The 22,565-nt window shown below is 41.0% G+C and carries 22 protein-coding genes; 3 read left to right on the forward strand and 19 right to left on the reverse strand.

All coding sequences use genetic code 11. The features are described 5' to 3' along the window. Window positions 1-2: 2 nt before the first annotated feature. The 3 genes from pseI to G327_RS0102635 are packed head-to-tail and all read left to right on the forward strand — an operon-like array spanning window position 3 to window position 2,415. Window positions 3-1,061, forward strand: a complete 1,059-nt coding sequence (gene pseI / locus G327_RS0102625) for a pseudaminic acid synthase (RefSeq protein WP_019613212.1) — start codon at window positions 3-5, stop codon at window positions 1,059-1,061. Further along, entirely contained in the window at window positions 1,051-1,725 is a 675-nt protein-coding gene (locus tag G327_RS0102630) for a PIG-L deacetylase family protein (protein ID WP_019613213.1), read from the forward strand. The genes pseI and G327_RS0102630 overlap by 11 nt, the downstream gene beginning before the upstream one ends. 36 nt (window positions 1,726-1,761) lie before the next feature. After that, entirely contained in the window at window positions 1,762-2,415 is a 654-nt protein-coding gene (locus G327_RS0102635; RefSeq protein WP_019613214.1) for a formyltransferase family protein, read from the forward strand. 100 nt (window positions 2,416-2,515) lie between these two features. On the opposite strand, the gene G327_RS0102640 is transcribed toward G327_RS0102635, so the two are convergent. The 19 genes from G327_RS0102640 to G327_RS0102730 form a co-directional block, all read right to left on the reverse strand. Then, window positions 2,516-4,504, reverse strand: a complete 1,989-nt coding sequence (locus G327_RS0102640) for a motility associated factor glycosyltransferase family protein (protein WP_019613215.1) — start codon at window positions 4,502-4,504, stop codon at window positions 2,516-2,518. Between the two features lie 156 nt (window positions 4,505-4,660). Then, entirely contained in the window at window positions 4,661-6,715 is a 2,055-nt protein-coding gene (gene fliD, locus G327_RS0102645; protein ID WP_019613216.1) for a flagellar filament capping protein FliD, read from the reverse strand. Between the two features lie 247 nt (window positions 6,716-6,962). After that, the gene (locus tag G327_RS23900) at window positions 6,963-7,346 is read right to left on the reverse strand and encodes a flagellar protein FlaG (RefSeq protein ID WP_019613217.1); all 384 of its coding nucleotides are present in this window, start codon (window positions 7,344-7,346) and stop codon (window positions 6,963-6,965) included. 92 nt (window positions 7,347-7,438) lie between these two features. Beyond that, a complete protein-coding gene (locus tag G327_RS0102655; RefSeq protein ID WP_019613218.1) occupies window positions 7,439-9,421 on the reverse strand; it encodes a flagellin N-terminal helical domain-containing protein in 1,983 nt (660 codons plus the stop codon). A 295-nt stretch (window positions 9,422-9,716) separates the two neighbouring features. Further along, window positions 9,717-10,403 carry a MaoC family dehydratase gene (locus G327_RS0102660; protein ID WP_019613219.1) on the reverse strand — a complete coding sequence of 229 codons (687 nt, stop codon included), beginning with the start codon at window positions 10,401-10,403 and terminating at the stop codon, window positions 9,717-9,719. Between the two features lie 69 nt (window positions 10,404-10,472). Beyond that, window positions 10,473-11,177: an orotidine-5'-phosphate decarboxylase gene (gene pyrF, locus G327_RS0102665; protein ID WP_019613220.1), complete on the reverse strand. Its 705-nt coding sequence runs from the start codon at window positions 11,175-11,177 to the stop codon at window positions 10,473-10,475. Window positions 11,178-11,234: 57 nt separating this feature from the next. Further along, window positions 11,235-12,407, reverse strand: a complete 1,173-nt coding sequence (lapB, locus tag G327_RS0102670; protein WP_026339154.1) for a lipopolysaccharide assembly protein LapB — start codon at window positions 12,405-12,407, stop codon at window positions 11,235-11,237. Window positions 12,408-12,413: 6 nt separating this feature from the next. Further along, complete coding sequence (locus tag G327_RS0102675; RefSeq protein ID WP_019613222.1) at window positions 12,414-12,701, reverse strand: LapA family protein; 288 nt, start codon at window positions 12,699-12,701, stop codon at window positions 12,414-12,416. 325 nt (window positions 12,702-13,026) lie between these two features. Further along, complete coding sequence (locus G327_RS0102680; protein ID WP_019613223.1) at window positions 13,027-13,314, reverse strand: integration host factor subunit beta; 288 nt, start codon at window positions 13,312-13,314, stop codon at window positions 13,027-13,029. A gap of 86 nt (window positions 13,315-13,400) precedes the next feature. Continuing rightward, window positions 13,401-15,071, reverse strand: coding sequence for a 30S ribosomal protein S1 (gene rpsA / locus G327_RS0102685; protein ID WP_019613224.1), 1,671 nt, complete (start codon window positions 15,069-15,071; stop codon window positions 13,401-13,403). A gap of 104 nt (window positions 15,072-15,175) precedes the next feature. After that, complete coding sequence (gene cmk, locus G327_RS0102690; protein ID WP_019613225.1) at window positions 15,176-15,862, reverse strand: (d)CMP kinase; 687 nt, start codon at window positions 15,860-15,862, stop codon at window positions 15,176-15,178. Window positions 15,863-15,900: 38 nt separating this feature from the next. Beyond that, window positions 15,901-16,590: an MlaA family lipoprotein gene (locus G327_RS0102695; protein ID WP_245542667.1), complete on the reverse strand. Its 690-nt coding sequence runs from the start codon at window positions 16,588-16,590 to the stop codon at window positions 15,901-15,903. A gap of 191 nt (window positions 16,591-16,781) precedes the next feature. Then, window positions 16,782-18,074 (reverse strand): c-type cytochrome biogenesis protein CcmI, encoded by a 1,293-nt coding sequence (ccmI, locus tag G327_RS0102700; RefSeq protein ID WP_019613227.1) that lies wholly within the window; start codon window positions 18,072-18,074, stop codon window positions 16,782-16,784. After that, window positions 18,071-18,583: a cytochrome c-type biogenesis protein gene (locus G327_RS0102705; RefSeq protein ID WP_019613228.1), complete on the reverse strand. Its 513-nt coding sequence runs from the start codon at window positions 18,581-18,583 to the stop codon at window positions 18,071-18,073. Before G327_RS0102705 ends, ccmI begins: the two co-directional genes overlap by 4 nt. Before the next feature lie 3 nt (window positions 18,584-18,586). Then, window positions 18,587-19,129 carry a DsbE family thiol:disulfide interchange protein gene (locus tag G327_RS0102710; protein ID WP_019613229.1) on the reverse strand — a complete coding sequence of 181 codons (543 nt, stop codon included), beginning with the start codon at window positions 19,127-19,129 and terminating at the stop codon, window positions 18,587-18,589. A 1-nt stretch (window position 19,130) separates the two neighbouring features. Next, on the reverse strand, window positions 19,131-21,104 hold the full coding sequence (locus G327_RS0102715; RefSeq protein WP_019613230.1) for a heme lyase CcmF/NrfE family subunit: 1,974 nt from the start codon (window positions 21,102-21,104) through the stop codon (window positions 19,131-19,133). A 12-nt stretch (window positions 21,105-21,116) separates the two neighbouring features. Further along, the gene (gene ccmE / locus G327_RS0102720; RefSeq protein ID WP_019613231.1) at window positions 21,117-21,587 is read right to left on the reverse strand and encodes a cytochrome c maturation protein CcmE; all 471 of its coding nucleotides are present in this window, start codon (window positions 21,585-21,587) and stop codon (window positions 21,117-21,119) included. Continuing rightward, a complete protein-coding gene (gene ccmD / locus G327_RS0102725) occupies window positions 21,584-21,790 on the reverse strand; it encodes a heme exporter protein CcmD (RefSeq protein WP_019613232.1) in 207 nt (68 codons plus the stop codon). Before ccmD ends, ccmE begins: the two co-directional genes overlap by 4 nt. Next, window positions 21,791-22,555 carry a heme ABC transporter permease gene (locus G327_RS0102730; RefSeq protein ID WP_019613233.1) on the reverse strand — a complete coding sequence of 255 codons (765 nt, stop codon included), beginning with the start codon at window positions 22,553-22,555 and terminating at the stop codon, window positions 21,791-21,793. Window positions 22,556-22,565: the final 10 nt, after the last annotated feature.

The following is a 22,565-nucleotide window of genomic DNA, read 5'->3' on the forward strand; positions in this document are numbered from 1 at the left end:
AGATGATTAAAAACTATATTGAAATTGATGGTAAAAAAATTGGTCCCGATCACAAACCCTATATCATTGCAGAGCTTTCAGCTAACCATAATGGTGATATCAATAAAGCGTTACAAACAATCGAAGAAGCTGCCAAATGCGGTGCGGATGCTATAAAAATTCAAAGCTATACAGCCGATACCATGACTATCAATTGTGATAAAGATGACTTTCAAATTAAAGGCGGTTTATGGGATGGTTATAAGCTTTACGATCTTTATCAGGAAGCACACACTCCTTTTAAATGGCATTCACAGCTTTTTGCAAAAGCAAAAGAAGTGGGTATAACCCTATTTTCAACACCATTTGATGAAACAGCCGTTGAATTACTTGAATCACTCGATACACCCGCTTATAAAATTGCTTCATTTGAGATGACGGATCTGCCTTTAATAAAACGAGTAGCAGAAACAGGCAAACCAATGATTATCTCTACAGGCATGGCAGATTATGCGGAGATTAAAGAAGCCATTACTACCGCAAGAAAGCATGGCTGTAACGAGTTAGTCATCTTACACTGCATTAGCGCTTATCCTGCTCCCTATGAGCAGGCAAATTTAGCAACGATAAAAGATATATCGCAGCAGTTTGAGGTCATATCAGGTTTATCCGATCATACCCTAGGCACAGCCGTTTCCATTGCAGCTGTTACCCTAGGCGCCTGTGTTATCGAAAAACACTTTACCCTAGACAGAAATGATAAAGGGCCTGATTCAGCATTTTCTATTGAGCCTGAAGAGCTAAAACAGCTTGTTAGAGACACTGAAATTGCGCAGCAGGCAATTGGCCTGGCTGGTTATGAACGCAAACCCATTGAACATGCTAGTTTAACATTTAGGCGTTCACTCTATTTTGTTCAAGATATTAAACAAGGGGAAATAATCGCAGAAGCTCATATCAGGCGCATTCGACCAGGTTTTGGACTGGCACCTAAATATTATGACCAGATTATCGGTAAAAAATGTAAACAGGACATTAAGCGTGGGACAGCAGTGCAGTGGGAGTTAATAGATGACAAATAACAGAGTATTAGTCGTAGCAGCACACGCTGATGATGAAGCATTAGGCTGTGCCGGCACGCTGGCTAAACACACAGCATCAGGCGATCAGGTTAGCATCATTTTTATGACGGACGGCGTTTCATCTCGGTATCCATCAAACACTGAGCAGTCGCAGGCAAGAAGTGATGCGAAATTAAAAGCAATGGAACTGCTTGGAATCACTAATATTTATCAGCATTCATTTCCAGATAATAAAATGGACAGTGTGCCCCTGCTTGATATTGTGCAGGTTGTAGAGCAGACAATCTCCGATATTCAACCTACAATTATTTACACTCATTTTGCTTCTGATCTGAATATTGATCATAGAGTAACCCATAATGCAGTGATGACAGCCTGCAGACCTCAAAAAACAAGCTCAGTTAAAACGATTTTATCCTTTGAAGTATTATCCAGCACAGAGTGGAACTCACCTTCTCAAACGGCTTTTACTCCTCAATATATAGTGGACATCACTAACTTCTGGGCAGTAAAAGAAAAAGTACTGAATTGTTATCAGGAGGAGCTGCGGGTTTTCCCGCATAGCCGCAGTTTACAGTGTATAGAAGCACTCGCGACTTTGCGCGGCGCAACGCACGGATTAAATAAAGCAGAAGCATTTTTTGTAGAAAGAATAATAAATTAGCAACTGTTGGATATAAGCAATGCATTGGAAATTAAAATGGACAAAAAGCAACTAAAAATATCTATCTTAGCAGATAACCCGAACAGCTGGATTATGCCCTATATCCACAATTTAATAGGTAAATTAACCGACTTACATCATCATGCACTATTAATTCAAAACCAGCAGCAGATAACTCCAAGCGATATCGTTTTTATACTTGCCTGCGAGAAAATTGTTCCGCCAACAACATTATCACTAAGTCAGCACAATTTAGTTATACATGAAAGTGCCTTACCCTATGGAAAAGGCTGGTCTCCACTAACCTGGCAAATATTAGATGGAAAAAAACGAATCCCCATCACTCTGTTTGAAGCAGACGAAAAAGTTGATGCTGGTGATATCTATTTTCAAGAAATGATGAATTTTGAAGGCCATGAATTAGTTGATGAATTACACCAGATACAAGGACAAGCAACCATTCGATTATGTCTTAAATTTATCGATGCGTACCCTGATGTCAAAGGGATTAAGCAGACAGGCAGGGAGTCATATTTTCCGCAAAGAACCGCAAAAGACAGTCAGGTCTCAGTTAATAACACCATTGAAGAGTTATTTAATAATTTCAGAGTCGCTGACAATGAAAAGTACCCCGTTTTTTTCGAACTGCACGGTAAAAGATACAATCTAAAAATTGAAAAAGTTAATTAAACCAACAGCCACAAACAAAACTATAGCTATCTATTACTAATATAGAAATAGATAGCTAGTCAGCTGATAACGGGCTAGCTTTTATATATAAAAACAAATATTAAATTTTAGATGGTTTGTTATAGTTGTTGTTGAGTTCCTCAAGAAGCCACTCAAAATGCTCATTCATAACGGCTAAACAAAATTTAATGTACTTTTCCTGCTGCTGTGCATCTTCATATAAATGAGCATTAGTCATAATATTTGACTGCATATAGGTCAGTGTGCCGTTCATAAAGCGGTGAAAAAGCTGCTTACTAGTATCACCATGGAAATTTATTAGAAATTTATACTGAGCAGTAAAAGCCTTGGCCAGGTCTACACGAGATTTCACATTCTTACTCAAAGAGACCAAAGTTTCTATATGCTTTTTAAACTCAGGTAATAAAGCTTCAAATTTTTGTTCTGGGTGAATCATAAGGTAATCTTTATTGTCAAAACTATCAAAAAGCATTTGTTTGGTCATTTCAGATTTTTCGATTAATTCTGCGAATTCAGGTAAATCAGCAGATTTAACCGCTTGAGTTAACTGAACTTTTGCTCCATCACTGCAGTTCACACAGGTCACATCAGGGTTTGCCTGCAGAAGCATTTCCAGCATCATGCGCGAATTATCAAAAAACTGAGTTGTGTGGACCTTTTCAACAAAATTACCCTCGACCTCAAAATCCCCCTTCATCTCTTTTCTATGCTGCTCGGCATCTGCATCAAAATATAAACTGCCCTTTGAGTGGTGATATTCTTCTGATTTATAGCCGTAATCCACACCAAACAGATACATATTTTTAAAGCCCATCGCAACAGCAGCCGATGTCGCAGTATTGGTCACGGTCGGATTACAAAAGGCTATTTGTGCATATTTGTCCGAAATAAACTGGCTCATAAAAGCACTGCCTGCATCATCATATTTTAAAATAAGGTGTGCTTGTTTAAATAACTTTAATATTTCAGGATAAACCGTATTTAAACTAATTAAATTTATCTGCTTTAATTTTTCTTTATGTCCAACTTGATCAACCCACTCAAATAAGGCGGCTGTCCTTTCAGTCTCTGCATGAAAGTCAGGCGTAATACCATAATCCAATAAGGGTTTTAATGCTGTACCGCAAGAAAATATAATCACTTTTCCTTGATGGTCTTTCAAAAAGGCTAAATTATCATCTAGCGAAGGGCCGTTACCAACAATAAAGATCGGGATATCACGTTTAACTTCTTTTGCTTTTTTTAATATGCTGGGAAACTGATGCGTTGAAATATTTGAAAGCGTATGTGTTAAGCTGATTATTTCATCTTCGAAGAACCCCCAGCCGCTGACATAACGATAAGCGAGATCATGCACTTTTTGATAAGCCTCATCGGTCTGCTCACTGAAATAGTGACGATAAAGATACATTTTAGCAACGTTGAAATACCCCTGACGTTTAAAGATCCTTGCTATTTCATTAACAAAAGATGCGGCATTACCACCAACTTGAAGTGTTAACTGCCCTCCGCGTTCAAAACAGCCGACAATCATATTACCTATATCAATGCTGTGAAGGGTACAGTAAAAACAGTCAGGATCTGGTTCAAAAACAAAAGCATAGCGTATATCATGTGCATCAAACATCCCCTGCAAATGATAACCGAGGCCGGTTCCCATAAAGGCAATAAAATCGATCTGTTCGTTTTTATGTAAAACGGTTTGATATTTATAACCAATCTCACTGCCTCGGCGCTTCACCATTTTTCCTAAAACTCTCTCATGCTCAAATTTACCGCTGCCGTCTTTTGCCACATGATAGGTAATATTACGCGGATCTTTTAAAAATGCCTCAACTTGAGCATCGCTTAATTTTTTAGGATCATCCTGATAAATCAAACTGCCGTTTGAAACCAGGTTTAAAAAACCATTTTCATCAAATATTAACTTCACCCGAGTGGGCGTATATTCTTTATAAAAATTATAAACATCAGGCAGGTACTTTTTTAACACCGCCATATTATTAACAAATGTTGCTCGTAGTACTTTAGTCTGGATATCTAATAGCGGATCGATTTGCTGGGCCATAATTTTGATTCTCTGAAGTGGCGAATAGATTAATTATATCGGGGAGGAAGCAAGTTGCTATCCACAATTAAAAAGTCTTCGGAATTAATAAAAAAAACGTGCGCATTATCTAGTTATTAGCTAATGCGCAGTTATATAGACAATATTTTGTATGAGTTAACTTTCTCGTGTATATCCAGGTAAGGCATCCAGAGCACTTTTCAAATAGCCCATGGTATTATTAAGGCTGGAAACCGCAATATCCATGGCATTAAAGTCTTTATATAAACGCGCTTCCAGCTTTTCCATACGGTAGGTTAAATTTTCTTCCTGCTTTTCAAGATCAGTTATTTTTTTGTACAGCGAGTCAACTTTACCGTCTATAGTTCCTTCACTTAAGTCCACATCCCCGCTGGTTCCCGAGATACTTTTATCAATAATACTGGTAAGTAGATTATTCATGACCACAGTCATGCCTTCAGCAAAAGTAACATCACCGCGGCTGCCTAAAGCGCCGCCTTCAATAAGTAACTTGATACCACTGGAATCACCATTTTCAGATAACAAGTACTGGCCGTCACCAAGTGCATCTTGACCGTCTATTTTCCCTTCAACATTCACTCCAGCAGTGCCTGACTGCACATCAATACCGAGATCTGCCAGAAAGTTTGTATCCACTTCAGTGAAAGCAACACTTGATGAAGATCCGTATTTATTAGAGGTAAAGGAAAGTTTACCTGCATCTTCAATTATTTTAAGGCTGATACCTTTCTCGATAAAAGTCGGATCGGAATTTATTTTTGACTGCAGCTCTGTTGCTAAATCACCAATCGAGGCATAAGTTGCCTGATCAAGTACAATATCACTGGATAATGTACCATCAACGCGCATTTTAAAAGTGTCGTTATCCGCATCAATAGTCAAGTTATTGACTGCTGCTCCAGTTAACGAGCCCTGTGTCGCTAACTGCGTTACCTCGACACTATAGGTCCCCGGTTTAGTCAAGCTGTTACTGCTGTCAAAAGAGATAAATGAATCACTGGCGGCACCCGATGCAGTAAAGAAATCAGCCACTCCATCCATATCGCCTTTTAATACATCGGCAAATTTAGTCGCATCTAATTCCAGAGTGCCATCTCGATTAGTTAAAATACCCAGATCTGCAAAACTATGCACCGAACCTTCAATATGATCAACAGTTGTATTTAAAACGCCGCGCATCAGGCTCTCTATATTTCGCACCGTCGCATCACCGTTCAAAATACCGTTTGTCTGCCCCTGGCCGTTAAAGACAGTTAACTCGTTCATTTTTGTAATAGTGCTATTGTAATTATCTACAAATGCCTGAATCTGATCTTCTACTTTACTGGTATCTTTACTGATATTTAGTTTTACTGTTTTACCAACTTCTGTTTCACCATTAATGTTAAGCGTTACCCCTTCAATAACACTGCTGATCTCATTGCTGTCACGGGTAATAGTTATACCGTTCATAACAATTTCTGCATCTTGTGCTTCTGAGGTCTGCTCTAAATTTTTATCTGCAGCGCTATATACAAAGCGTGATAATCCCGATGTATCAGTATTATTACCGTCATCGTCCGTTACCGTTAACTCAACCGCATTCTGCTCTCCAGTCTCTTTGCTGGTCAGTACTAGGCGGTAGTTTGTTCCGTCATTAATAATTGAGGCGCTGACGCTATAATCCCCTTCATTAATCGCATCACGCATGCCGGTCAGTGAGTTATTGGTATTATCAATGGTTAACTTTTCAATGGGTTTATCAGCATCAACAGCAAAAGCAGTATTACCAACGCCGCTGTAACTGCCGTAACGCAGCTGTATTTCACCAGTACCAACAGGGTCATTGACACTGGAGAAAGAACTCGCTGAAGATGAGACAAGTGTATGGGATTGAGCACGCTGATTAACTTCAAACTCCCAGCTTCCTGTTTCTGCGCCAATACCTAATTTTGCATCAAGAATATCACTGTCACTAGTGGTTGAGCTGGCAGCTGAAAAAGTTGAACTCAGCGCGAGATCTTTATAGGAGGATTTAAAAGTAGATAGTTCACTGTTAAGCGTGCCGTAAGCTGAAATCTGTGCAGTAGCTTCAGCGGCAGATTTAGTCATTTTAGCCAGAGCCGGATCTTTTTCCGCGCCTACAATCGCTTGAACGATACTGTTGATATCAAGCCCGGAACCTAGACCCGTTGAGGTGATTGAAGACATAAACACTCCTTACTTACTTAACAGAAAACGATCAGCACTTAACTTATTAAATGCAGACAACATTTTACTGCAAGATTCAGACCATATAACATATTTTAATAACATAAAGGCGAATAATATAATTAAGGAATATTATTTAACTTTATCCTATCAAGTATAGTTACTTACACTATTCCCGGGGCTCACTTTAACCTTTTCATTATCTGAGAAGTGAAGGATAAAACCTCTGCCCCGCGCATTACAAAAATCATACTTTGGTATCAAACAAAATACCGGCAACATCATCCATTTTTTTAAGCAGTACCATTAAATCTTCCGACGGAATCTGGCGAATGACCTCCTCCGTTTCGACATCTGTTACCGATACAATATCTTTACCTAACTGTTCATCCACACTAAATGACAGATTACGCTGCATGCTCTGCATAAAGGCATTCATCTCTTCAACAACATGCTCAACCTCTTCCGGTACAGCCTGCTTCTTTTCCTGATCAGGTTTTACTTCCGCGGCCGGTTTTAATTCCGTAACACTTTTTTCCACCTCGACAGGTTTCACCGTTGGCTCTGAAGCTGTATTTTTTTCCATACCAGTCATGTTGGGCGATGCTGCAGTAACATTTAAATCAGACATATAACCTCCTATTTATTCAACCCGTTAATGGCAAAAAAGCCCCCTATTACTAGGGAGCTAAATTATTGCCTATTTTAACTAGCTACCCCAACTTAGCCAAGAAGAGAAAGTACACTTTGTGATGACGCATTTGCCTGCGCTAACATTGATGTACCCGCTTGTTGTAAGATCTGCGATTTACTCATTTTTGACGTTTCAGCCGCGAAATCCGCATCCTGAATTCGTGAGTTTGCCGCCGAGATGTTCTGCGATACATTCTCTAAGTTAGAAATAGTAGAGCCTAGACGGTTTTGAATCGCACCAAGGTTTGCTCGAGATTCAGTGATTTTATTCAGTGCATCATCGATACGGTCAATACTGTTTGACGCATTGGCGGCCGTAGTAACACTTAGACCAATACCTACGGCTGTATCACTACCGCCCATATCAGTAACACCCAGTTTAGCTAGTGCTGTATCTTTAAGCGCTTCGGTGTTTGCAGAACTGGTAACAATCACATCTTTACCGTTTTCACCAGTCAAGGTAACCGAACCAGCAGTGAACCCTGTCACGGCGGAAGTATCAACACCGCCTTGTGTAATATCGCCGTCGGTGGTTTCTAAAGTAATATCTTGACCTGATGATGAGGTTAATATCAATGAACCGGTATCTTCATTAGTTGATGCAACAACCCCTTGCACCCCTGAATTGTTGATTGCTCCAACTAACGCATCCATTGTTGCTTGACCAGACATTGCGGTTGTCATATCAATTGATACACCATTAATAATAACTCCAGTGTCCTCATTAGCCGCTGAGATAAGGATCTCCATCTCTACCGTAGTTGTTGCCGAAGCTGTTACCCCGGTTTCTCCAGAAATAGCATTGATGGCAAAGGCTTTATCAGCAGCCGTTGTACCTGTTACCGCGCCTAAATCAACACCGTTTACCTGGATACTATCATTTGCAGTAATGGCCGTACTGGCAACAGCCCCGCCTTTGACAACATCCGATCCGGTTGATTCATTAAAGCCCATCTGCTGCAGCTGTGTGGTACCCGTTGTACCAACAGTGCTGCCGGCAGCGCTCGCATCAACTAAACCAACTTCAATTGCACTTCCGTCAGCACTGGTTAATGATACATAACCTTGATAATCGCCTGCCACCATACCAGAGCCTGCAAGTACACCGTCAACATCAATCTGTTCACCGGTATCATTACTTAAAACTAAACCACCTTCACTGCTTAATGATGCGGTCACACCAGCAACATCACGGTTAATCGTATCAACTAAATCACTCGAACTAGATGTCGTTCCTAATGTTACGCCGTTAATCTCAAGGCCATTTGTAACACCAGAAATATCACCAGTCCCTTCTACCGTATTATAGGCAGAGGCTGTAACTCCGGTTAGGCCTGTTTGAACATTAATCATATCTTTTACAACGACCGCAGCATCACCGGCAGCTGTAACATCAGCACCGGTTAAAGCAACACCATTAACTGTTACAGATGCAGTTAAAATAGCTGTAGCGGTATTTGCACGCCCGCCGTTCAGATCACCCGTACCAGATACGGCATTCAGGTTAAGGTCTTTAGTGGTTACCGCATCAATCGAGAAAGACAGGGTTTCACCTGAGTTTGCACCGATCTGCAGTGTTGTTGATGAATTTGAACCGTCTAATAGTTTAGTCCCATTGAACTGTGTTGTGTCAGCGATACGGTCAAGCTCAGAGTAAAGCTGATCCACTTCTTTCTGGATTGACGCTCTGTTTGAAGAGGAGTTAGTATCATTGGCAGCCTGCACAGACAGTTCACGCATACGCTGCAGGATGTTAGTCATTTCATCCATTGAACCCTCTGCGGTTTGTGCCATTGATATACCGTCATTAGCGTTACGCACGCCCTGGTTGATACCTTTAATCTGCGACTGCATACCTGTTGAGATAGCAAGACCGGCAGCATCATCTTTTGCGCTGTTGATACGTAAGCCAGAAGATAAACGTTCCATAGCCTGGTTACTAACTGATTGTGATTTGTTTAACTGACGTTGTGCATTCAGCGACATTACGTTGGTGTTTACTACTGCAGCCATGATGTGCTCCTTGGTTATTTATTTTCTGACTTAAGTTTTCTAAAAACTTACGAATCAGTTTGATTAAGTATGTATCTCTTATCGACCGCTTAAAAAATAACTTTAAAACTTTTTTAATTTATTTAACGGTTCATTTCAAAACAGTCGAATGTTCAGACTTAATAAGGTTATCGACAGGTCAAAAAATAACTTTAGGAAAAATGGGGAATTAATTTAACTGCTTCAGCAGGGAGGCAATAAATGTTTCCGGCCTAAGCAGGCCGGAAGCAAAAAACGAGTGAAGAATCAGCTGGATTTAGAAATAAACCCGCACTACAGAAACAGCAACACAGCCGGGACGACGGGTATTTTTGATTTCAATGGAAATCTCTTTTTCAATCTCCAAACCGCGCTTAATCGGTGTCACTTTAATCAGGCGACTGTGTGCGCGCACCACACTGCCGGTTTTGACCGGATAGGGAAAGCGTACTTGGTTTAAGCCGTAATTAACCGTCATCTTAGCACTTGGATAGAGTGGTTTCTCCGGATTAACACTGTCGGTTAAACGCGGCAGCAGCGACAGCGTTAAAAAACCATGGGCGATAGTGGTTTTAAAAGGCGACTCTTTTTCGGCTTTTTCTACATCATTATGCAGCCACTGATGATCTTCAGTGACATCTGCAAAACGGTCAATGCGATCCTGTGTAATCTCCAGCCAGTCTCCCACATGCACCTCTTCCCCAATCTGTGCCCGCAGCTGCAGGAACAGTTCTCTTGCTTCAGGAGAAAGCTGTACCGGTTTTTGTGCCACGCTTATTGAGCGGCCGTCTTTTAAAATGGAGTACTCTTTAACCCAGGAAAGAAGCTGGCTTTTATTAGTATGTGCTTTTTTAATAAATAATGAGTAATAATCACGAATCGTCGGTGACATCCACTCTTTAAATTCAAAAGCAAATTTTTCCATAAATTCGACTTTATATTTATTAATATCGATTTTTTTCATTGAACAGTTCCAGCTTTTAAACCGCAGGAGAGCTCTTCCGGTTTAAAAGGTTTTTAACTTACAGGATGATTAATTCAGCGTTGCGTTTATTTCACTAAGCACTTGAGCAGGATCCGAAGCCTGGGTTATCGGACGGCCGATCACTAAATAATCCGCTCCGGCATTAACTGCCTGTTCAGGCGTCATAATACGACGCTGATCACCAGCATCTGAGCCTGCAGGGCGAATACCAGGGGTGATCAGCTTAAACTCATCTCCTAGCAAGGCTTTTAAGTCCTGCGCTTCATGAGCTGAACAGACGACACCGTCAAGGCCGCTGGATTGAGTTAAACTTGCCAGACGTTTAACCTGTTCAGCCGGTGACAATTCAATACCCAGCTCTTTTAAATCTGATTCATCCATACTGGTTAAAACAGTGACTGCTATTAGCAGCGGTGCTTTATCGCCGTAGGGCTCCAATACAGCTTTAGCGGCTTCCATCATACGGCGCCCGCCGCCGGCATGAACATTTACCATCCATACACCTAGATCAGCAGCTGCTTTAACAGCTTTGGCGACAGTATTAGGAATATCATGAAATTTAAGGTCTAAAAATACATCAAAGCCTTTCTCTACAAGTCTTTTTACGAAATCAGGTCCAAAATGAGTAAACATCTCTTTCCCTACTTTTAAGCGACAAGCTGCGGGATCAAGTTGACTGATAAAATCCAGCGCCTGCTGCTGATCTGCATAATCTAAGGCAATCACTACTTTGGGATCTACTAACTGGCTCATTTTTTTTCCTATTTTGATTCTATTTTTTAGTTCCCAGTCTTTGTCTAGGAGATTATATTATTCGCCGTCAAGACCGCGAATCGGTTTAATTCGTCCCCAGCTTTTACAGGAAGGACACTGCCAGAAAAGCTTTTTACTAGCATAGCCGCATTTCTGACAGCGGTACTGAGGACGAAGTGTAATCTGCTCTGATACTAATTTTTGTAAGAAAGACAAACTGTCTATCTCATTTTTCGACTCTGCCAGCTGCAGGTGATAAGTCATCAGATGGTTAAAACCTTTCATGGTCGGGTTACGACGCAGCTCCTGGAGCATAAAGGCCTGAGCTTTATCAACACTGCGGTATTGAGCAATCAGTTTTGACAGCAGGATAACGGTACTCGCTCCGGCCCCTAAACTGACAATACGGTACAGATAATTAATCAGCTCTTCTTCACTGCCGAGCTGATGATGGAGCTGTAATAATTTATCTAATATCACTTCACTAAAATCGATATCTAGTTCAGGGATCATCTGCAGTGTTTTTAACGCTTTTTCCGGTTTATTATTTATCTGGTAGTACTCAGCAAGCTCGATACTTGCCAGAATGCAGTTAGGGAAAACTGCTAGTGCTTTCTGATACAGCTTAACTTTCTGTTTTTCGTCGCTCGGGGTGGTTAACTGCTCAGCTAGGCTGCAGTACAAATAAGCAAGTGTTCTACGCTTAGCTTTGCCTTTAGACAGTTTGTTTAAGGTCTCGGTCACCGCAACGGCATCTTTCCACTCTTTAAGCTGCTGATAAATATTCAGCAAATTTTCCAATGCAACCGTTTGATATTCAGGTGACTCTTTTAACTGAATGAATATATCTTCGCTTCGGTCAAACAGTCCTGACTGGTAAAAATCTTTGCCTAACTGTAACAGCGCTAAATCTCTCTGTTCTCGCGTAAGTGTCGGTCTGGCAATTAAATTCTGATGGATACGAATAGCACGCTCTACCTCGCCGCGCTGGCGAAACAGATTGCCTAAGGCGAGATGGGTTTCGATGGTTTCGCTGTCAACTTCTAATAATGCAATAAAATGATCAACCGCTTTATCGGGCTGATCACCTAATAAAAAGTTTAAGCCCTGCACATAATCACGGCTTAATTTATTACCTTTTTTCTGATTTTTCTGATGAACGCTCCGCACTCCCATATACCAGCCGTAAAAGGCAGCAACGGGAAGTAAGAGAAAGAATATTTCCTGCACTAAGGGTTAGGCTTTTACTGGCAAAGTGCGCAGTTGATTAAGCTCTTTACGCTGTTTTTTATTCAGTTTACGCAGCTTTCTGTTTTTCATTTTTAATTTCATATAAAAAAATGTGCCGATCAGAGAAGACACCACAAAGCCGATTAAAAATATAACGGCAAACAGGGTAGAAAGACGCATCTCACTTTGAGCAACTAAATAATTAATATTAACTAACTCTTGGTTTTTAAGGCCAAGAATAACCGCAATCGCAAACAAAAAGATTGTCACAGACAGAGTGAAAAAAAGTTTCATAGCAGACCTTAAGAGTAAAAGATGAGTTAATCAGTTTATTATATATTAACCTGGGAATAAATCATTGATATGGGTAGTTTACAGATTTTGTCTAATAAAGGTAAGCAAAGTATATGCAGATATCGCCCCAGAGATAACAGACGCTCTTTTATTCAAAGCGATAGCCTATTCATCCAGCGGCTTACAACGCTATCCTACGGGCCTGCCAGCAGGCGACGAATCATTCATACTATATTTACAAACACACAGATACTGCCGGCCTGTTGTATAAACCGGTAAACAGCAGAAACAAAAAAGGTGCTTTTAAAGCACCTTTTTATTTCACTTATGCATTGGCAGCATTTACTCGCTCTCTCAATGCTTTGCCTGGTTTGAAGTGAGGAACATACTTACCACCCAATTCAACTTTATCTCCCGTTTTGGGATTACGTCCAACGCGTGGTCCGCGATAATGCAAAGAGAAACTGCCAAAACCTCTGACTTCAATACGCTCGCCTTCAGCAAGTGAATTGGTCATCAACATTAGTGTTTCTTTTACACTGTCTTCAACTTCTTTAACCGACAATTGAAAGTGCTTGCTGGTTAGTCTTTCAATCAGATCAGACTTAGTCATAACTTACCTCGTTTTCATAAATGAATGCAGTAAACCGACTCCAGTTAATGCTAATTAATGGCGACAGTAAACTGACGCCTTATTAATTACTTGCCTTTAGCTGCATTAAACGCGTCAAGCATTGCATTACCCATGCTTGCTTCATCTTGTTGTTTTAACGTATCAATTGCTTCTTTCTCGTCAGCTTCATCTTTCGCTTTAATAGAAAGGCTAATTACGCGGTTTTTACGATCAACACCAACGAATTTAGCTTCAACAGATTCACCAGCTTTTAACACTGTAGATGCATCTTCGATACGGTCACGAGAGATATCAGCAACGCGGATATAACCTTCAACAGTATCAGCAAGAGTAACAGTTGCACCTTTAGCATCAACTTCAGAAATAGTACCTACAACAATAGACCCTTTCTTGTTTTCTGCTAAGTAATTGTTGAACGGGTCAGCAGCAATTTGCTTGATACCTAGAGAGATACGTTCACGCTCTGGGTCAACTTGTAGTACAACAGCTTCGATTTCGTCGCCTTTTTTGTACTCTTGAACTGCTTTCTCGCCTTCAACATCCCAGCTGATATCAGAAAGATGTACTAGACCGTCGATGTTGCCGTCAAGACCGATGAAGATACCGAAATCTGTGATAGATTTGATCTTACCAGAAACTTTCTGACCTTTATCGTGAGTTGAAGAGAACTCTTCCCAAGGGTTAGCTTTACACTGTTTAAGGCCTAGAGAGATACGACGACGTTCTTCGTCGATATCAAGAACCATAACTTCAGCCATGTCACCAAGGTTAACAACTTTAGACGGGTGAATGTTTTTGTTAGTCCAGTCCATTTCTGAAACGTGTACTAAACCTTCAACGCCTTCTTCAATCTCAACAAAACAACCGTAATCAGTTAAGTTAGTCACTTTACCAGTTAAACGAGTTGATTCAGGGTAACGCTTAGCGATTGCTACCCATGGATCTTCACCAAGCTGCTTAAGACCTAGAGAAACACGAGTGCGCTCACGGTCAAATTTTAGAACTTTAACGTTGATTTCATCACCAACGTTTACGATTTCACTTGGGTGCTTAACGCGTTTCCAAGCCATATCTGTAATGTGTAGCAGGCCGTCTACACCACCTAGGTCTACGAAAGCACCGTAGTCAGTTAGGTTTTTAACGATACCTTTAACGTCTTGACCTTCTTGAAGATTTTCAAGCAGCTCTTCACGTTCTGCACTGTTTTCAGTTTCGATAACAGCACGACGAGACACAACAACGTTGTTACGTTTCTGGTCAAGTTTGATCACTTTGAATTCAATATCTTTGTTTTCAAGGTGAGCAGTGTCACGTACAGGACGTACGTCAACTAATGAGCCAGGTAAGAATGCACGAATACCGTTTAATTCAACAGTGAAACCACCTTTAACTTTACCGTTGATAACACCGATAACAGTTTCTTGGTCTTCGTATGCTTTCTCAAGCTGGATCCAAGCTTCATGACGTTTCGCTTTTTCACGAGAAAGTTTAGTTTCACCGAAACCATCTTCAACCGCGTCAAGTGCTACATCACATACATCGCCAACAGCAACTTCGATTTCGCCAGCAGCGTTCTTGAATTCTTCAGCTGGGATTGCAGCTTCAGATTTAAGACCAGCATCAACGAATACTAGGTTGTTACGAATTCCTACGATTGTACCTTTAACAATCGTACCCGGGCGAGTTTCTACCTGTTGAAGAGATTCTTCAAATAGTTCAGCAAAAGATTCCATCATCTATTTATTCACACTTATTTTATACAACCCAACACAATCCATTCGCGAGGGAGGCAAGAAAGATAACCACTTCATCCATAAAGTAGTGTTTTTACAGCAGGAGATTATTCCCCTGCCAAATTTAATTTCAGCTTAGTCAGTTCAAGAACCTGATTCACAACCTGATCAATTGTTAATGAAGTTGAGTCGATCACTAATGCGTCTTCTGCCGGCCTTAACGGCGCAACAGCTCGGTTTCGATCTCGAAAATCCCGCTCTTTGATTTCGCTTAAAATTTGCGCGATGCTAACATTAAAACCCTTATCTTGCAACTGATTAAAACGACGCTGCGCCCGTTCTTCCGCGCTGGCATCTAAAAATACTTTAACCGGAGCATCCGGGAAAACCACCGTGCCCATATCTCGACCGTCTGCAATTAAACCGGGAGCCTGGCGAAAAGCAATCTGTCTTTCTAATAACGCTTCTCTGACCAGCTCAATCGATGCTATCTGAGAAGCCGCCTGGCCGACAGTTTCTGTTCTTAATTTATCACCGACATTTTCACCCGCTAATAAAGTATCAACGCCTTGACCATTCGATTTAAAAGACACCTGCAGGTTCAACGCTAGTGCCGCCAGCCCTTTTTGATCATCTAAATCAATTTTTTCCTGAAGCGCGGCAAACGCTAATATTCGGTATAAAGCCCCGCTATCGAGTAAATTCCAATTTAGTTTTTTGGCCAGTATATGGCATACCGTGCCTTTACCAGATCCGCTTGGACCATCGATAGTAATTAAATTAATGTTAGACACATACCCTCCTAAGGTAAATAAAAAAAGGTGTTAAAGCGTTAATCAATTTCATCCATAAAGTCCTCTAAATTAGAGTCAAACTCTTCTTCTTTTATGACTGTTTTTTCTTCTATAAACAGATTCATATCTTCGCTGTTTGCATGAAATTTAAATGCTTCATACTGGATATAGGCTTCCTTAACAAACATATAAGGATCCAGTGACTGTTCGAGCAGCGCTTCCTGACCTAATAAACTTGCCCGTTTCTCTAACCCGTCAACGCCCCACAGGGTCAGTGTCTGCCAGAAAGTTAAGTAGCTTCCGGGAAAATACAAAGCATCTACAAAGTCACCGACCAACTTTCGAGTACTTCTAGGCCCCATTACAGGAACCATTAAATAGGGACCGTTAGGTACATACCAGCGGCCGAGGACGTTACTGAAACTTTCCCGGCGGCGCTCAATACCACCTTTAGCCGCAACATCGAATAACCCCAATAATCCAACGGTCGAATTGACAGAAAATCGTAAAAATGCATCCGCGGAGTGTTTAAATTCCAGCTGGATTAAATTATTAACCATGGTTGAAGGTTCTTCTAAATTCAACACAAAATTATTAACAGCCTCACGCCCTCCCATGGGTACCCAGTCAACATAACTTGTGGTTACCGGACGATATATATAATTATCTAAGATCTGGTAATTGAAATCCCATATTACCCGGTTAACCGGTTCAAGAGGATCGCTCATGTGATACTCGCGCCCGCCGTTAGCTGTCTGAGCGGACAAAGTGTTTGAAAACAGCAGAAAAATAATAAAACAAGGTAATCGCATCTGTAAGTATATCGGCCTGAATGTAAAGATAGATAAAGCAAGCATAAACAAAAAACAAAAAAAACACACGCTCAATGATTATTCAGCGTGTGTTTTTTTGGGGAGTTTTATAATTGTTGAGAAATGAACAGTTTAATATCTGTATCCTGACCCGCTTTAATGATCGGGCTCTCACCCTGCCAGCGCTCTGATTTGCTGTTAATATTTCCGTCAGATGAAATACGAGCTTTAATAATAAACTCAGGATAGTCGCTTAACTTAACACCTTCCATCATAGAGTTAGCATCAGAGAGCTCAACCGTAACAGGGAAGCCGCTTATGTTCATTTTTAGAGCAGCAATAGGCATAGCCGGGCCGCCGGTTGACTGCGCATAGACAAATAAGAATCCGTTTTCAGGGACCGCTATTTTTTGATCGACGGATATCTGTACCTGATAAGCTTCACCAACCGCCTGGATGGTTTTCTCAGTTTTGTGCACTGTGGCTGTCTTATGCCCTTGAACTTTATCTCCTTCGACAACAGCACCATTTATCTGCTTCAGAGCATAAGCAATACTGTCCTGCAGAATAGCAGCCTGTTCAGATTCTGGTTCAACCAGAGTCTGCATCTTTTTCCAGCGCTCGACTGCAGAGACATAATCCTGCTTCTCAAGTGCCATAAAAGCATACATTGACCAGGCTTCCAGCTCATTAGGATAATCCTGAAGGACTTTTGCCAGCATAGTCTCAGCTTGATTTTGAGAGTAATCATCTCCCATCTGCATTTTTAACTGAATATAAACAAGACGAATATCAAGAGATTCCGGATCTAGCTGATGCGCTTTTTTGACTGCGCTTAAACCTAACTCTCCATCTTTGAATACCATCGCTAAACGGCTGTACAGCAGCCATCCGTCAGCATCATTGTCATTCGCAGCCAGCTGCGTACGCAGCCCAAGCATCATGTCTCGTAAATCCTGCTCGCTCGGCTGGCTGCTGCGGTCATTAAATAATTTATTCTGCAGTGCAGGGTAACGCTGTAACACATTTTCCCAGTCTGTAGTCTTCTGATATGCCCCAACAGACAAGTACATGCTGATACTGCCGAAAATAAGAACAACTAGACCAGGGATCCATATCCAGCTGCTTTTTTTAACAGCACTCTTCATCTGCTGCTCATTTACATCATCAAGCAGATTGTGCTGCAGTTCAGTAATAATTTTATCTTTATCAGCCACCAGCCCCTGTTCTTCATCCTGCTCCAGTTCTGCTAAACGAACTTCATATAATGATTTATTAAGCTGGTTTCTACTCGCTGCATTTTCCTGCGTTTTGTTTTTTTTCCGTACAAAAGGAAAAACAAAAACGGCACCTGCAATAATAAGCATCAGTACAGCCGCTAACCAAAACTGTAAAATCATTGTTTTTTCCCCTGTTTAGTTTTTATTTTTACCGAGGTCTTACTGCCAAGTATCTGCTGCAAACGCTCTGACTCCTGTGAATCTAAATAATCGTCCTGTTTCTTCTGGCTTTTTAATTGTGTGTATAAAAAGTAAAAGCCAATAAAAATAAAAATAAGCGGACCTAGCCATAAGAAAATTGTCGCCGGCGTCAATGGTGGATCGTAACGAACAAAGTTGCCGAAACGTGCAACCATATAGTCAACAACCTGCTGCTCACTATTTCCCTGTTTGACTAACTCATAAGTTTTATTACGTAAATCCTGAGCTAGAGGCGCGTTTGAGTCAGAAATATTCTGATTCTGACATTTAGGACAGCGAAGCTGTTTAGTCAGGTCATGAAAAACCTGTTCCTGCTCAACATTATCAAATGCAAATGCTTCAATCGCACTGTTAGCCGCAGTGCTGGTCAGAGAGAGCAATAAAATACCAATAGGGATCAAGTAATAACGAAATGAACTTAGCTGCATTATCTACTCCATCTCGTTAAAAATTGGTAATACGGTCTCGTACCAGTTTTTTTCATTCAGATCACCAACATGACGATACTGAATGATGCCTTTGCTATCGATTAAATACGTTTCAGGTGCACCGTAAACTCCGAGATCAAGCCCAAGCATACCGTCTTTGTCAAACAGACTGATCTGATAAGGATCTTTGAGATCGGTTAACCATTTTATCGCTTTAGTACGATTATCTTTATAATTCATACCAACAATATACATACCCTGGCCGGCTAATTTATTTAAAAATTTATGCTCGGCATAACATGTAGGGCACCAGGTAGCCCACACATTAAGCAGCATCTTTTGACCTTCAAAGATTGAAGCGTCATATTGTTTCTGCGGGTCATAAATATCCTGCAAAGTAAACTCAGGCACCTTTTGTCCAATCAGTGCAGAGTCAAGTTTTCTTGGATCACTGCCTTTCAAAAGAGGTGTAGCTAAAAACAATGCCAGGATGATGAACGCGGCAAAAGGCAATAATAGTGTTAAAATTTTACGTTTATCTGCCATTTTATTTTACTCCCTGCACTTCAGCCGAATCATTCTCGGTTGTATTTTTAACACGATAACGACGATCCATCATCATCAGCATGCCGGCAAAGCCCATCATTAACGGACCAAACCAGATCCAGCGAATAAACGGTTTATAATAAATTCGTACAGCCCATGCGCCGTCAGGCAGTACCTCGCCCATTGCAATATATAAATCCCGTGTAACTCCGGCATCAATAGCAGGTTCAGTCATCGGCATTCTCTGTACGGTGTAAATGCGTTTTTCAGCTTTCATCGTGGCAACAAATTTATCATCTTTTAACACCGTAAAAACGCCCGCGGTAGCGGTAAAATTCGGACCGTCTGCATTTTCCAACGCATCAAAATGAAAATCGTAATGTTCAAAAGCAATACTTTCACCAACCGCTAGTTTAACATCTCGTTCGATTGAAAAATTCTGCGTCATGGTTACACCAATGATCATCACCGCAAAACCTGCATGACCGATGCTCATCGCCCAATGGCTGTAACCTAACTTACTCAGACCTTTTAAAAGCGTAAAACGAAAAGTTGCACGTAAATAGAGTTCGTAACAGGTGGTCACCAATATCCAGAAACCGAGGAATACACCTAATAATGCCATCCAAGTAAACTTAGATGAGTACAGGAATATAAATAAAACGGCTATAGCAGTACTGATAACCAGCGATAATGATAACGGCTTCAACAGCTCATTAATTTTTTGACGTTTCCAGCGAACCAAAGGTCCCACACCTATAAACAGTGCAAATGGAACAATCAGGATACTAAACATTTTGTTGAAAAACGGTTCGCCGATAGAAATACTGCCTAAGCCTATTTCCTTATGTACCAGTGGTAAAAGCGTGCCCAGTAAAACCACAATCAGTGCCGCAATTAACAATATATTGTTAATCAATAACATACTTTCACGTGAGAGCAGATCATAACGGCCACGGCTTTTAACTTTTGATGCTTGAACCGCATATAGCAGTAATGAACCACCAATCACTAAAACTAGAAATGCCAGTATAAACAAACCACGAGAAGGATCACTGGCAAAGGCATGTACTGATACTAAAATGCCGGAACGAACTAAAAAGGTCCCTAATAAACTCAAAGAAAATGCACTAATTGCCAGTAACACTGTCCAGGATTTGAAAACACCGCGCTTTTCACTAACGGCTAATGAATGGATCAATGCAGTACCGGCAATCCAGGGCATAAAAGAAGCATTCTCAACAGGATCCCAGAACCACCAGCCGCCCCAGCCTAATTCATAATAAGCCCACCAGCTGCCCAGTGCGATACCTAACGTTAGAAATACCCAGGCGGCCATTGTCCACGGACGAGACCACTTAGCCCAAGCACTGTCTAACCGCCCTTCCATCAATGCGGCAATAGCAAAAGCAAAAGCAACAGAAAAACCAACATACCCCATATACAGCATTGGCGGGTGCAGTATCAAACCAACATCCTGCAGCAGCGGGTTAAGGTCTCGCCCATCAACAGGGAAATAAGGCAAAGTACGTAAAAACGGATTCGAAGTTAATAAAACAAACAGGTAAAAACCTAATGATAAAAGCCCCAGTATAGCGAGTACTCGAGCGATTGACTCAACCGGTAAACGCTTACTCATTACCGCAACCGCAGAGCTCCACAATGACAGTAAAAACGCCCATAAAAGCAGTGAACCTTCATGCGCTCCCCAGACTGCAGATAAACGATAATACCAGGGTAGTGCCGAGTTCGAGTTTGTCGCGACATAAACCACAGTAAAGTCATTCGCGATAAACAAATAAGATAAAATAAGAAGCGAAACAGTAACAAATACAAACTGCAGATTAGTCAGTATTTTTGCAGATTCAATGGCACTTTGATTACGGGCGTAAATACCATAAAGCGGATAAACTGTTTGTAATAGCGACAACATACAGGCTATTGCTAATGAGAGTTGACCAATTTCAGCGAGCATTAAATTGTCCTTTTATATTTTCTTTTCAGTTTTTAAATGATCCATACCTTCCAAAGCATCAGCAACTTCTGGAGGCATATATTCTTCGTCGTGTTTCGCAAGTACTTCAAAAGCATTTATCTGCGTGGCGCTGGTCAGTTCCCCCTGCGCAACAATGCCCTGACCTTCTCGAAACAGATCCGGTAAAATACCGTCGAAGAAAACGGTCACAATGCCGCCGCCGTTATCAATAAGATCAAAACTTACTTTTAGACTTTCAGGATCCCGTTTTACAGTACCGGCTAAAACCATACCGCCGATACGCAAACGCTGACCAACTTCAGGTTTGATTCCCGTTTCATTCTTACCCTTCACTATTTCTGTGGGAGTATAAAATAGATCAATATTCTGCTGTAAGGCAAAGAGAACCAGACCAACAGCGAGTGATAAACCAAGCACTAATGAAGAAGTAATTATTAAGCGTTTTTTACGTCTAGGGTTCATAACGTTCCTTCCATATTACTTGCATTTTTAATACGCTGCTCTCGAGCAATACGTTGTTTAACTGTTTTTAAAACCATTTTTCTTTTATGCATTGTATTGATAATTAACACAATCAGAGAAAGTATAGAAATACCGTATGCCAGCCAGACATAAAAGCCATAACCACCCATGGCAAAGAAATCTGCGATTGAAGTAAACGCCATTTATTTTTCTCCAGTTAATTTTTTCATATTAATATCGCTAATTAGTGCTGTTACCCAAGGGCGATGGTTTTCTCTCGCTAATATTTCATTTCTAAAACGCATCAAAGTTAGCGTGCCTAAAAACGCCCCAAAAGCAACGATCATGATAATCAGAGGCCAGAGCATTTCTGGTGCCATCGACGGTTTCTCAAATTTACTGATAGTTGCGCCCTGGTGTAACGTATTCCACCAGACCACCGAATAATGAATAATCGGTAAATTTATAACACCGACTAAAGTTAAAATAGAAGCAGCCCGTCCTGCTAACACTTTATCTGAAAAAGCGTTATAGAGAGCGATAATACCAAGATAAACAAACAGTAGAATTAACTCTGAGGTTAATCGAGCATCCCAGACCCACCACGCCCCCCACATAGGTTTTCCCCATGCAGCACCAGTGAATAATGCAATAAAAGTAAATACCGCTCCTACTGGCGCTGTTGCCGCCACAGTCATTTCTGCCATTCTAATCTGCCAGACTAATGCAATAAAAGCGGCTATTGCCATGCTGGAATAAGCGACCATTGCCATCATAGCAGCCGGCACGTGGATATATATAATACGGAAGCTGTCTCCCTGTTGGTAATCAGCAGGAGCAAATACTAACCCCCACACGGAGCCCACCAAAAATGTAATGATTGTTAGTACTGTGAACCAGGGTAATAACTTACCGGCCAGCTGGTAACTTCTTTCGGGTTTCGCATAGGGATGTAACCATTTCCACATAATTTTTCTC

This window comes from Psychromonas ossibalaenae ATCC BAA-1528 (assembly GCF_000381745.1).
Taxonomy (GTDB): Bacteria; Pseudomonadota; Gammaproteobacteria; order Enterobacterales; family Psychromonadaceae; genus Psychromonas; species Psychromonas ossibalaenae.